The sequence below is a fragment of the Streptomyces sp. NPDC045470 genome, assembly GCF_040646595.1.
Classification (GTDB): domain Bacteria; phylum Actinomycetota; class Actinomycetes; order Streptomycetales; family Streptomycetaceae; genus Streptomyces.
In genome coordinates, this window is record NZ_JBEZAN010000005.1 from 226,989 (window position 1) to 239,592 (window position 12,604).

10 protein-coding genes are annotated in these 12,604 nt (G+C 74.0%); 8 read left to right on the top strand and 2 right to left on the bottom strand.

Annotated elements, in window-relative coordinates; genetic code table 11:
• The first annotated feature begins 151 nt into the window (after nt 1-151).
• The 3 genes from AB0A97_RS18375 (at nt 152) to AB0A97_RS18385 (ending at nt 5,588) form a co-directional block, all read left to right on the top strand.
• Nucleotides 152-382, top strand: a complete 231-nt coding sequence (locus AB0A97_RS18375; protein ID WP_030018483.1) for a phosphopantetheine-binding protein — start codon at nt 152-154, stop codon at nt 380-382.
• On the top strand, nt 379-4,323 hold the full coding sequence (locus AB0A97_RS18380; protein ID WP_361150674.1) for an amino acid adenylation domain-containing protein: 3,945 nt from the start codon (nt 379-381) through the stop codon (nt 4,321-4,323). The genes AB0A97_RS18375 and AB0A97_RS18380 overlap by 4 nt, the downstream gene beginning before the upstream one ends.
• A 179-nt stretch (nt 4,324-4,502) precedes the next feature.
• Nucleotides 4,503-5,588, top strand: a complete 1,086-nt coding sequence (locus AB0A97_RS18385; RefSeq protein WP_361150677.1) for a YncE family protein — start codon at nt 4,503-4,505, stop codon at nt 5,586-5,588.
• A gap of 127 nt (nt 5,589-5,715) precedes the next feature.
• Here the strand turns inward: AB0A97_RS18385 and fes are convergent, their stop codons facing one another.
• Nucleotides 5,716-7,026, bottom strand: a complete 1,311-nt coding sequence (fes, locus tag AB0A97_RS18390; RefSeq protein ID WP_361150680.1) for an enterochelin esterase — start codon at nt 7,024-7,026, stop codon at nt 5,716-5,718.
• 278 nt (nt 7,027-7,304) lie between these two features.
• Here fes and AB0A97_RS18395 point away from each other — a divergent pair, with 278 nt between their 5' ends.
• Both AB0A97_RS18395 and AB0A97_RS18400 read left to right on the top strand, forming a co-directional pair.
• Nucleotides 7,305-7,775 carry a TrkA C-terminal domain-containing protein gene (locus AB0A97_RS18395; protein WP_361150682.1) on the top strand — a complete coding sequence of 157 codons (471 nt, stop codon included), beginning with the start codon at nt 7,305-7,307 and terminating at the stop codon, nt 7,773-7,775.
• A gap of 2 nt (nt 7,776-7,777) precedes the next feature.
• Entirely contained in the window at nt 7,778-9,043 is a 1,266-nt protein-coding gene (locus AB0A97_RS18400; RefSeq protein WP_361150684.1) for a cation:proton antiporter, read from the top strand.
• A gap of 63 nt (nt 9,044-9,106) precedes the next feature.
• Here AB0A97_RS18400 and AB0A97_RS18405 read toward each other — a convergent pair whose 3' ends face one another.
• Nucleotides 9,107-9,349, bottom strand: coding sequence for a hypothetical protein (locus tag AB0A97_RS18405; RefSeq protein ID WP_361150686.1), 243 nt, complete (start codon nt 9,347-9,349; stop codon nt 9,107-9,109).
• Nucleotides 9,350-9,719: 370 nt separating this feature from the next.
• Here AB0A97_RS18405 and AB0A97_RS18410 point away from each other — a divergent pair, with 370 nt between their 5' ends.
• The 3 genes from AB0A97_RS18410 to AB0A97_RS18420 all read left to right on the top strand — a co-directional run bounded on the left by AB0A97_RS18410 (nt 9,720) and on the right by AB0A97_RS18420 (nt 12,566).
• A complete protein-coding gene (locus AB0A97_RS18410; RefSeq protein WP_361150689.1) occupies nt 9,720-10,286 on the top strand; it encodes a DUF2690 domain-containing protein in 567 nt (188 codons plus the stop codon).
• A gap of 77 nt (nt 10,287-10,363) precedes the next feature.
• Nucleotides 10,364-11,656: an acyl-CoA thioesterase/bile acid-CoA:amino acid N-acyltransferase family protein gene (locus AB0A97_RS18415; RefSeq protein ID WP_361150691.1), complete on the top strand. Its 1,293-nt coding sequence runs from the start codon at nt 10,364-10,366 to the stop codon at nt 11,654-11,656.
• 232 nt (nt 11,657-11,888) lie between these two features.
• Nucleotides 11,889-12,566 carry an ANTAR domain-containing protein gene (locus AB0A97_RS18420; RefSeq protein WP_361150693.1) on the top strand — a complete coding sequence of 226 codons (678 nt, stop codon included), beginning with the start codon at nt 11,889-11,891 and terminating at the stop codon, nt 12,564-12,566.
• The last annotated feature ends 38 nt before the right edge of the window (nt 12,567-12,604 follow it).

Genomic DNA, 12,604 nt, shown 5'->3' on the forward strand with positions numbered 1-12,604 from the left:
CCCGCGGCCGTACGTGCGGGCAGCGACCCGCCCGTACCCGTACGTACGAGCAGCGCCCCGTCCGTACCCGCACGTCCCGGCCACCCGCCGGCACTCCGGCAGCACGCCCTCAGTTACCACCGGCCCCACCCCCCAAGGAGAACCACCTGTCATGGCTCTGACCATCGACCACCTGCGCGCGGACGTCGCCGACGTGCTGGGCGAGGACCCGGCCGACATCCCCGTCGACGAGAACCTCGTCGACTACGGCATGGACTCGGTCCGCATCATGGCGCTCCTGGAACGATGGCGGCGCGATCACGGCACCCGGGCCGGGTTCGTGGACCTCGCCGAGCAGCCCGCCATCGAGGCGTGGGCCCGCATCCTGGGCGCCGACTCATGACGGCACTGCTCGACGCCGCAGCGGACACCCGGCGCGGCACCGCCGAGGGCCTGCCGCTGACGGCCGCCCAGACCGGCTTGTGGTACGCGCAGGCTCTGGACCCGGCGAGCCCCGCGCAGAACACCGCCGAGTACCTGGAGATCCACGGCCCGGTGGACCCGGCGCTGTTCTCCGACGCGCTGCACCGGGTGGTCGCCGAGGCCGACGCGCTGCGGGTCCGGATCGTCGAGACCGCCGAAGGGCCCCGCCAGCTCCCGCTGTCCACCGTCCCGGCACCGCTGCCCCTGCACCTGGCGGACCTGCGCGCCGAGGCCGACCCGGACGGCGCGGCGCGCGCCTGGATGCGCGCCGACCTGGCCGAACCGTTCGATCTGGCCGCCGGACCGCTGTTCGCGCACGCGCTGTTCCGGGTCGGTGACACCCGCTGGCTGTGGTACCAGCGCGTCCACCACGTCGTCATGGACGGCTTCGGCTACTCGCTGCTGGCCCGCCGCACCGCCGAGGTCTACACGGCGCTCGCGACCGGCGAACCCGTGGGCCTCGACCCCTTCGGACGGCTCACCGACCTGGTCGACGACGACGCCGCGTACCGCGCCTCGGACGCGTACGAGGCCGACCGGCAGCACTGGAACGAGGCGTTCGCGGACCGGCCCGAGGCCGTCAACCTGGCCGGGCGCACCGCCCTGCCCTCCCGTACGCATCTGCGCCGCACCGCGTACCTGGGGCCCGAGGCCACCGAACGGCTCAAGGAACTGGCCTCCTCGGTCCGCGCCACCTGGCCCGACGTGCTGATCGCCGCCCAGGCGCTGTACCTGTCCCGGGCCACCGGCGCCGAAGAGGTCGTCCTCGGGCTGCCGATGATGGGCCGGATGGGCTCGGTGGCGCTGCGCGTCCCCGGCATGGTCATGAACGTCCTGCCGCTGCGGCTGACCGCCGGCCCGCGCGCCACCTTCGCCGAACTGACCCGCCAGGTCGTCCTCGGCATCCGCGCGGCCCGCCGCCACCAGCGCTACCGCTACGAGGACATCCGCCGCGACCTGGGCCTGCTCGGCGCCGACCGGGCGCTGGTCGGGCCACTGGTCAACGTCATGCCCTTCGACTACGGCCTGGACTTCGCCGGTGCCCCGGCCACCGCGCACAACCTCTCCACCGGCCCGGTCGACGAGCTGACCGTCAACGTCTACGACCGCGCCGACGGCCGCGGCCTCCGCCTCGACTACGACGCCAACCCCGCGCTGTACGAGGAGACGGACCTCGGCCACCACCTGGAACGGTTCCTGGACCTGCTGTCCCGCCTCGCGCACGCCGACCCGCACGCCCCCCAGGGCGAGCACGGCATCGCCACGGCGGCCGAACGGTCCCTGGTGCTGGACCAGTTCAACGCCACGGCCCGCGCCCTGCCGCCCACCACGCTCATCGGCCCCATCGAGGCCCAGGCCGCCCGCACCCCCGGCGCCACCGCGCTGGTCTTCGGAGACACCTCCTGGACGTACGCCGAACTCGACGCCCGCGCCAACCGGCTGGCCCGGCACCTGGCGTCCCTGGGCGTGCGGCCCGGCACCCTGGCCGCCGTCGCCGTACCGCGCTCCGCCGACCTGGTCCTCACCCTGCTGGCCGTCCTCAAGGCGGGCGGCGCCTACCTGCCGCTGGACCCCGACTACCCCGCCGACCGGCTCGCGTACATGCTCGACGACGCGCGGCCCGTGTGCGTGGTCACCGACCGGGACGGCCGCGTACCCGGCGACGGGCAGCCGCCCGTGGTCGTTCTGGAGGGGCTCGACCTGGACGCGTACTCCGGCACCGTTCCGCCGCGTCCGCTCACCCCGGACCACCCCGCGTACGTCATCTACACCTCCGGTTCCACCGGCCGCCCCAAGGGCGTCGTGGTCAGCCACCGGGCCATCGACAACCGGCTGCGCTGGATGCAGGGGCAGTACGGCCTGGAACCGGGCGACCGGGTGCTCCAGAAGACGCCCTCCGGCTTCGACGTGTCCGTGTGGGAGTTCTTCTGGCCGCTGCGCCAGGGCGCCACGCTGGTGGTCGCCGAGGCCGGCGGCCACCGGGACCCCGCGTACCTGGCCCGCGTCATCCGCGAACAGGCCGTCACCACCTGCCACTTCGTGCCCTCCATGCTCCAGATGTTCCTGGCCGAGCCGGACACGGTGAACTGCACCGGGCTGCGCCGGGTGTTCTGCAGCGGCGAGGCGCTGCCGCGCGAGACGGCACGGGAGTTCGCGCGGGCCCTGCCGGACGTGGAACTGCACAACCTGTACGGCCCCACCGAGGCAGCCGTCGACGTCACGTACCACGCCTGCGCATCCGACGGCGAGGGACCGGTGCCCATCGGGGCGCCGGTCTGGAACACCCGCCTGTACGTCCTGGACGCGGCCCTCCAGCCCTGCCCGCCCGGCGTGCCCGGCGAGCTGTACCTCGCGGGCACCCAGCTCGCCGACGGGTACCTGGGACGGCCCGGCCTGACGGCGACCCGCTTCGTCGACGATCCGTTCGGGCCCGACGGCGGCCGGATGTACCGCACCGGCGACCTCGCCCGCTGGACCGACCGCGGCGAACTGCTCTACCTCGGCCGCACCGACCACCAGGTCAAACTGCGTGGCCAGCGCGTCGAACTCGGCGAGATCGAGGAGGCCATGGCCGCCCTTCCCGCCGTGGCCGCCGCCTGCGCGGTGGTACGTGAGGACCGCCCGGGCGACCAGCGGCTGACCGGGTACGTCACGTACGAGCACCGCGACGGCGAGATCCCGCCCGACCCGGAGGACCTGCGCGCCGCGCTCGCCCGCACCCTGCCGGAGCACATGGTGCCCACCAGTGTGGTCGCCCTGGACGCGTTCCCGCTCAGCCCCAACGGCAAGCTGGACCGCAAACAGCTCCCGGCCCCCTCCTTCGAGGCCGGACCCGGCCGGGCCCCGCGCACCCACCGGGAGGAGACCCTCACCCGGCTGTTCGCCGAAGTGCTGGGCCTGCCCAGGGTCGGCGTGGACGACGCGTTCTTCGACCTGGGCGGCACCTCCCTGCTGGCCGCCCGCCTGATGGCACGGGTACGGGACACGCTCGGCACCAGCCTGGCCATCGGCGCCCTCTTCCAGGACCGCACCCCGGCCGCGCTCGCTGCCCGCCTGGACGGCGACGGGGCGGGCGGCGACGCGCTGGACGTCCTGCTGCCGCTGCGCCCGGCAGGCGACCGAGTGCCGCTGTTCGTCCTGCACCCGGCGGGCGGCATCGGCTGGTGCTACTCGGGCCTGCTCTCCCGGCTCGACCCGGCGCAACCGGTGTACGGCCTCCAGGCGCGCGGCCTGGCCCGGGACGAGCCGCTTCCGGCGACGATGGAGGAGATGGCCGCGGACTACGTACGGCAGGTGCGTACCGTGCGGCCGCACGGCCCGTACCGGCTGCTCGGCTGGTCCGTGGGCGGCGTCCTCGCCCACACCGTGGCCGTGCAGCTCCAAGAGGCGGGAGAGCGCGTCGACTTCCTCGCCCTGCTGGACGCCTACCCCTCCGACCAGTGGCGCGACCAGGCCGTTCCCAAGGAGACCGACGCGCTGACCGCTCTGCTGCGGATGGCGGGGTTCGAGCGGACGGACGAGCTGACCCGCGAGGACGTCCTGGAGACGCTGCGCCGTGAGGGCAGCGCGCTGGCCGGGCTGTCCGACCGTACGCTGTCCGCCGTCGTCGACATCGTCGTCAACAACGCCCGTCTCATGCGGGAACACCAGCACCGGGTGTTCACCGGCGACGCGCTGTTCTTCACCGCCGCCGCCCCGCGCGCCGAGGACTGGCTGACGCGGGACGCCTGGACGCCGTACATCCGGGGCGGACTGGACAACCACGACGTGGACTGTCTGCACCCGCAGATGACGCAGCCGCGCTGGATGGACGGGATCGCTGCGGTGGTCGCGGCAAGTCTGGCCGCGCTGGACGCCTGAACGGGCCGCCCGGCCGGGCGAGTCGGGTGCGCCGTCGCGGTGTACCCGGCTCGCTCCGGTCCCGGGCGGTCCCGCCGATGGAGTGCAACTTAGGTAAGGCTAAGCTAACCTTTGACCGTGTCGGGTGGATCACTCCCGACTTCCCTGCCCCGCCCGCCTCTTCAGGAGGAGTCCAGACCATGAGCGCCCCCAAGACGCAGCCCCGCACCGCCGCCCGCCGCCTCGTCCGCAACGCCACCGCCCTCGCCGTCGCCGCGGGCAGTGTCCTGGCGGTGAGCGGCACCGCCGTCGCGCACGACCGGCCCGCGCACCGGGCGTCGTACCGGGTGGACACCGCGCAACTGGCCACCGGGCTCTACCAGTCCGCCTACTCCGAGCGCCACCACGTCCTGTGGACCACCACGGCCGTCGGCCGGCCGCCGGTCACCCAGTCCAGACTGCTGAAGGTCGACCCGAAGACGCTCAAGACCAAGGACGCGTACACCCCGCCGGTCACCGACCAGGCGACCGGCGCGGTCGAGGCGGTCTACGGCGTCGCCGTGGACGACGAGCACGACACCGTGTGGACCACCAACACCCGTAACAACTCGGTGGCCGTCTACAACCAGCGCACCGGCAAGCACCTCGCCACCTTGCCCGGCGTCGCCCACGCCCGCGAGGTCGTCGTCGACAAGCGCCACGACCTCGCCTGGGCCAGCGGCTTCGGCGACGGCTCGGTCGTCGCCTTCGACACCCGCACCTTCAAGGAGAAGAAGCGCGTCAAGGTGGAGGGCGCGGGCCCCGCCGGACTCGCCGTGGACACCCGCACCGGCACCGCCTACGCCACCGACCTGACCAACGACCGGATCATCGCGGTCAGCCCGTACAAGGCCGAGCCGCGCTTCATCCCCACCGGCGACGCCCCCGTCGGCATCGAGCTGTCCGCCGACGGCCGCACCGCCTACACGGCCAACCAGGCCGCGGGCACGCTCTCGGTCGTCGACCTGCGCAAGGGTGCCGTCACCCGGACGGTCACCACCGGCGCGGGCGCGATCTCCGTGGCCGCCGACCACCGCTCCGGCCGGGTCTTCGTCGCCAACCGGGGCAGTGGCACCACCACCGTCGTGGACCCGAAGAAGGGCACCGTCCTGGCCGACCTGGCCACCGGCCCCAACCCGAACCACGTCACGGTCCGCCGCGGCACGGCCTACGTCGTCGACAAGTCCGCCGCCGGTGCCGACCGGATCGACTCGGTTCACCGCATCAGCCTCACGCGCTCCCACTGAGGCCGGACCCGCCGCACTCACTCCCGGTGCGGCGGGACCGTCCTCGACGGCGCCGTCGCGCCCCGGGCCCGGCCGCACTCCAGCGGCCGGGCCCGGGGCGTCGGTCGGCTGCGGGCCCGGTGGCGCGTCAGCTGGTCGCGGGCCCGGCCGACCCTGGGCCGAGGAGGTCGCACAGCCCGTCGGCCAGTTCGGTCCGCCAGCACAGGTAGTCGTGGCCGCCGTTGAACTCGCGGTAGACCGCGTCGTCGTACCCCTTCGCCGTCAGGGTGTCGCGCAGCCGGCGGTTCGCGGGCAGCGCGACCCACTCCTGCTCGCCCGCCGACAACCGGAACCGCACCGGCAGCCGCGGGGATTCCGCGATCCGTTCGGTCAGCCACTGCGCGCCCGGACCGTTCGGCCACCAGAAGGAGCCGGACTGCGCCAGCACGCAGCCGAACCGGCCGGGCGCGGACACCGCGGCGTACGCGGCGGTCAGGCCGCCCAGGCTCTGGCCCGCCACGACGGTACGGGCGGGATCGGCGGTGAGCGGCAGGTCCGCGCTCGCCCAGGGCAGCAGCTCGTCCGCGAGGAAGCCGGTGAACCGCGGGTCGCACGTCATCTCGGCCCAACGGGTGTCCGCGCCCAGCGACTCCGGCATCAGCGCGGCCAGCGGGGGGATGCGGCCATCCGCGATGAGGTTGTCCAGCAGCGTGGCCACACCCAGTCCCGGCTGCCACATCTCCCCGTCCAGGAGGACGAGGACGGGGAGCCCCGCACCAGGTTCCGTGCCGCCCGCTCCGCCCGCGCGGCCCGTGGCGCTTGGGGGCGCGTACCGCCAGACCCGGCGCTCGTTGCCGAGCAGCGCGCTGCGTACGGTGTGGACGGAGACGGTGCCGCGGGGCACGCCGGGCCGCTCCCGCCACACTTCATCCTGCGGCGCACCGGACAGCGCGACGCAGGAGACCGGGGTGTCGCCCCACCGGCTCGCGATGGCGCGCTGGTTGAACGGGTCGGTGCGCTGCTGTGTACGCAGCCACGGCCAGTACGCGGCGTCGTCGGCCGGGCCGTCGCCCTCGTCCACACACAGCGTGTACGTGGCGTGCCAGTCCCGGCGCATCCGGACCGACCAGTGCCACACGTCCGTACCGGGGACGCGTTCCATGAGGTTGCCGGCCGGGTCGCGCGGATCGGCGAGCTTGTTGGGCGACACCAGGACCGCGCGGGTGGCGGGGGAGCCGCGCCACAGGAACGTCACCAGCGCGTGGTCCGCCGCGCCGTACGGGTCCGGACCGGTCAGCGGCGTACCCTCGCGCTCCACCGTCCGCCAGAACTCCGCCCCGGACAACTCGGCCGCCCGGCGGACGACGCGCTCGTCGGTGACGCGCGGTACGGGGGAGGGACGCGGTATCCGGGGCGGGTGCCGGGGGGTGTCGGAGGGCGGCGGGGCGGTGACGGTCATCGAAGCGGTCTCCGTGTCGGTGGCGCGGGGGAGGGGCGGGCGGAGCGGGATCGGAGCGGGAGAGGAGCGGACTCGGAGCGGGAAGGGAGCCGGCCTGTGGGTAAGGGCACCCTTACCTTACGACTCGTGCGGCGCGCCGTCGTGGCGCGGGCGCCCGACCGGGCGCGACCAGGCCCGACGGCGCCCCTGGCCGTGCTGCCGCCTCTGTAATGATGGTGTGAAGGAGATCCCGTGCGGTGCGGGCACCGGCCGCCGGGGCACGCACGCGGGAGGCAGCCATGAGCACCCGACGCACCGCACTGCCGGGAGTCGGCACCCGGTACGACCTCACCACGCGCGGCGGACGGCGCCTGTCCGTCGTCGTCCACCAGGACGGGCGCCGCTTCCTGGGGTTCTACTCGGCGGACGACCCGGACGCCTGCCAGGAATCCGTCCCGCTCGAACCGGACGAAGCCACCGAACTGGCCCGCCTCGTCGCCCCCTCCCCGCTGGACGCGGTGCCCACCGACGGGCTCGACCTGGTCACCGGACACCTCCCGCTCGACGCCCGCTCGCCGTACGGCGGACGCCCGCTGGGGGACACCCGGGCCCGCACCCGCACCGGAGCCTCGATCGTCGCCGTCCTGCGCCGCACCAGCGCCCACCCCGCCCCCGGCCCCGACTTCCGGCTCGCCATCGGCGACACCCTCATCGCGGTCGGTACCCGCGAAGGCGTCGACACCCTGGCCGCGATCATCGCCGGAGGCTGACCGTGCACGACACCAGCGCGCTGCTGATCGAACTGGGCGCCCTCATCCTCGCCCTCGGCCTCATCGGGCGCTTCGCGGGCCGCATCGGACTGTCCCCCATACCCCTGTACCTGCTGGCCGGACTCGCCTTCGGGCAGGGCGGAGTGCTGCCGCTGGACGCCAGCGAGAGCTTCACCGCGGTCGGCGCCGAGATCGGCGTCATCCTCCTCCTGCTCCTCCTCGGCCTGGAATACAGCGCCTCCGAACTCGTCACCAGCCTCAAGACCCAGTACCCCTCAGGCGCCGTCGACTTCGCCCTGAACGCACTGCCCGGCGCGGGGGCGGCGATCCTGCTGGGCTGGGGCCCGGTGGCCGCCGTCGCCCTCGCGGGCATCACCTGGATCTCCTCCTCCGGCGTCGTCGCCAAGGTCCTCACCGACCTGGGCCGCCTCGGCAACCGCGAAACCCCGGTCATCCTCGGCCTGCTGGTCCTCGAAGACCTCTCCATGGCCGTCTATCTGCCGCTGCTCACCGTCCTGCTCGCCGGGGCGTCACTCGCCGGCGGCAGCATCACCCTGCTCGTCGCCCTCGCCACCGCGGCCACCGTCCTCTACCTCGCCCTGCACCACGGCCGGCTGATCAGCCGCGCGGTCTCCTCCCGCAACCCCGAGATGCTTCTGCTGGTCGTCCTGGGCCTGACCGTGCTCGTCGCCGGAGTCGCCCAGCGGCTGCAGGTCTCCGCCGCCGTCGGCGCCTTCCTCGTCGGCATCGCCCTGTCCGGCGAGGTCGCCGAAGGCGCCCGACCCCTCCTCACCCCGCTGCGCGATCTGTTCGCCGCGGTCTTCTTCGTCTTCTTCGGCCTGTCCACCGACCCCGCCGCCATCCCTCCCGTGCTGCTCCCCGCCCTGCTGCTCGCCGCCGTCACCACCACCACGAAGATCCTCACCGGCTGGTACGCGGCCCGCCGCGCCGGCATCGCACCCCGCGGCCGTCTCCGCGCGGGCGGCACGCTGGTGGCGCGCGGTGAGTTCTCCATCGTCATCGCCGGACTCGCCACCGCGACGGAACCCCGCATCGGGCCCATCGCCACGGCCTACGTACTGCTCACGGTCGTCTTCGGCACACTCGCCGCCCGCTGGGCCGACCCCGCCGTCCACCGCCTACGGGCCGCGCTGCGCCGCTCCCGCCGGACACCGGCCGGCCCACCGCCCACGGCGCCGCCGGAGGACGAACGGGTCATCAGGCGCCTTCCGTCGGACGACCCGCGGCCGACCCGGGGCGCCATGTGACCGTACGGCCGGTCACCGACCGGCGGGCCGACAGGAGGGACACCGGCTCGCGCCCGCCGCGTCCTATGCCTTCGCGCGGCCCGGTATCTCCGTCGCACCCGACGCCTCTGCCGCATCCGTCGCCCCCGACGCCTCCGCGGCGTCCGGCCCGTCCGCCGGGGTCGGAAGCTGCCGGTCGGCCGCGGAAGGCTCTCCCGTGGCGCGGTCGCCCGCGTCCTCCCGAGCGCCGGAGCGCCTCCCGGCGAGTTCCCGGGCCAGCTTCTCCGAGAACAGGCGCATTTCCGCCTCGGCCTTGAGGTCGAACACGATTTCTCCCCCTCGCCTCTGTTTCCCGGCCCACCGGCCGAACACCACCTATGCCACCCGTGCGCCGTTCGGCAAGCCCTACCTGACCTGCTGCTATACCTGATCTTTACCTTCCTCTCGCAGTCCGCAAACGACGCGAGTGAGCCGTGCCGCCGCCACTTGGCGCACATCGGAAACAGCGCGCCCCCGGCGCGCGCCGTCGGTGAACATCCCCGTGCGGCCTCGACGCCGCGTGAGGCGGCTCTTCAGCCGTCCGAACCCTGGCCCCGCCGGTGCCGAGTCGCAGCTCGCACGAGGGCGTGAATCGTTCTTACGGCCTGCCGCAGGGCCGCCGATGCTGGTGGGGCAGCGGAGGGCTCCGGGAGGCAGGGTGAGTGATTCCGAGGTCGAGGCCGAGGGCGACGGCACGGAGAGCCGGTCGCCGTGGCGCCGGACGTGGCGCTGGCTGCGTGAACACAGTACGCACGCGCTCCTGGTGGCGATCGCGGCGGCCGTGGTGGGCGGGGTGGTACCGGTCCTGCTGACCGGGGCGTTGCAGGACTGGCTCTCCCCGCCGCCACCGGCACCGGCCCCCTGCCCGGGAGCCGGGTGCGACGGGAAGGACCCGCAGAATGAGGGGTGCTCCGCCGACGCGGTCACCTGGCTGCCGCCGAAGGACAACCCGGTCTCGCTGCACGTGCGGCACAGCAAGCGCTGCGGTGCCGTGTGGGGGCGGATCACCCGTGCGGAAGTGGGGGACGTGGTGACCGTCAGGGTGGAAGGCGGCTCGGCCCGCAGTGCCGTCGTCGAATACGGCAAGGACCAGTACACGCCGATGGCGTCGGTGGGTGAAACGTTTCGGGCCACGGCCTGCGCGGAGCCGACCATCTCCGCGAAGCGCACCGGGAGTTGGCGCAAGTACTGCATCGTCGTGACGGACACCACCGCCTGGAAGTGAGCCGGTCCACGGACGGCGGCACCTGCTGTCCGTTCTTGCTCTTCCACTCGCCGGTGCCCGCCGCTCACACTGCTGGGATGCCGGAACCGAACAGAAGGGGCAGCGGGGGCGGTCGCTACGTGCTGCGCGCCGTGTCGGCGGGGCTGGCTCTGCTGGTCGCCGCGGGCTGCACGGAAGACAGCGGACCGGACGACCGTCGGCGTGACCGGGCGGCCACCGTCGAGCTGGACAAGCCGGCCGCCCTGGCGGACGAACCGGTGCACATCCGGATCAGCGGACTCGCCGCCGGGACGGAGACGACGGTCACGACGCACGCCACCGACCACCGGGGCATGGCCTGGTCGGGGCGCGCGGTCTTCGCCGCCGACGCGGACGGGACCGTGGACCTGAGCCGCGACAGGCCCCGGACCGGGACCTACCGGGGAGCTGACGGCATGGGCCTGCTGTGGTCCATGAAGCCCGCCGAGGGCGACCCGGACGCGACATGGTTCATACCGCGGACGGCAGCCTCCTACCGGGTGCCTCTCACCGTGGCGTCGGGCGGCCGGACCCTGGCCGAGCGGGACCTCACCCGCATCTGGACCGCGACCGGAGTACGGCACCACGACCTGACCGTCTCCAAGGACGAGGTGCGCGGCAGCCTCTTCCTGCCTCCCGCGCACGGGCCGCGACAGGCACCGGTCCTGCTCCTGGGCGGCTCGGAGGGCGGCCTCGCCGACGAGCGGGCGGCCGCGCTGCTGGCCTCCCGCGGCCACCCGGCCCTGGCCCTGTGCTACTTCGGCTGCCAAGGGCGCCCCGAGAACCTGGCCGGCATCCCGCTGGAGTACTTCGCCGCCGCCGCCCGGTTGCTGCGCGACCAGCCGCAGGCCGATCCGCGGCGGCTTGCGGTGATCGGTGTCTCCCGGGGATCCGAGGCCGCGCAGATGATGGCGCAGTACTACCCCGGCCTCGTCCACGACGCCGTGGCGTACCTGCCCAGCCGTGACACCTGGGACGCCTACCACCCCGGCTGCCTCAGTTGCGGGCAGGGGCACGCCGCGTGGACGCACCACGGCAAGGCCCTGCGCCTCGCCCCCATCCCGCTCGACCGCGTCCGGGGCACCGTGCTGGCCGTCGGCGGCGGTGACGACCGCCTGTGGCCCTCGCTGGCCGCCGCCCGGTCCATCGCGCAGGAGCGCAATGCCACCGGCCGCAGGCACCGGGCTCTGCTCTATCCGAAGGCCGGGCACGCTGCCGCGTCCTACCCCTACCTGCCCAGCGCGGTGGAGGGCGGCGGGCGGCCCCTGGGCGGGACCCGGGCGGCCGACGCCCACGCGAAGAGCGACAGTTGGCCGCAGGTGCTCCGGCTCCTCAAACGGACGGCGCGGTGACCGAACGTGCCACCGGACGGCCGTGGCTCCGACACCGGACGAGCCGCGACCGGCCCGGCCGCGCCGCGGGCACGTACGCCGGACGCTGCCGAACGGTGCCCGGACGGAGAACATCGCTTTTTCCGTACCGGCTCCCGGAGGGGCCACGAAGAGTAGTCTTCAGATGCGGAATGTGGCCGTCTTCGGTACCGGTCCGCTCTTCGGCGTGGAAGGCTCAGCGATGGAGCACCAGGTGTCTGTGCAGGATCTGCTGGTCGGCCTGGAGCGAGCCGTCGACTCCGGGGAACACCGGGTGTGGGCGGTGCGGTGCGCGCACGCGCTGGGGCTGGAAGGCATCGCGGTCTCCTTGCGGTGGGGTGCGGAACTGGTCTGGTTCAGCGACGACATCAGTGCCCGGCTGGAGGACGCGCAGTTCACCCTGGGACAGGGGCCCGGGATGGCGACGGACTTCAGTGAGGTGCCCTATCAGGTGGCGGATCTGGGCACGAGCGCGGGCGAACGGTGGCCGCAGTTCGTCGTCGAGGCCCAGTCACTGGGCGTGCGAGCGGTGTTCGTGTGGCCGGTGCGGACCGGAGGCGTCCGGTTCGGCGCGCTGACCGCATACCGCGGGATGCCGGGGTCGCTGTCCGCACGGCAGGCTGCGGACGGGCTGCGTGTGGCCGACGCGCTGGCCGGCCGGCTGCTGGCCTGGCGGCCGGACACCGGGGAAGGTGACCCGCACGACGGGCCGGGCGCCGCGGGCGCTGTCGACCTGCACCGGGTCGAGGTGCACCAGGCCACCGGTGTGCTCAGTTGCCGGCTCGGCGTACCGCTGGAGGAGGCGCTGGTCCGGCTGCGGGCCCGGGCGTTCGCCTCCGGCCGGCCCCTCACCGAGACCGCCCGCGACATCCTGTCGGATCTGCCGCCGTGACCGCCCGCGACATCCTTCGGAAATGGCCGCGGCGACCG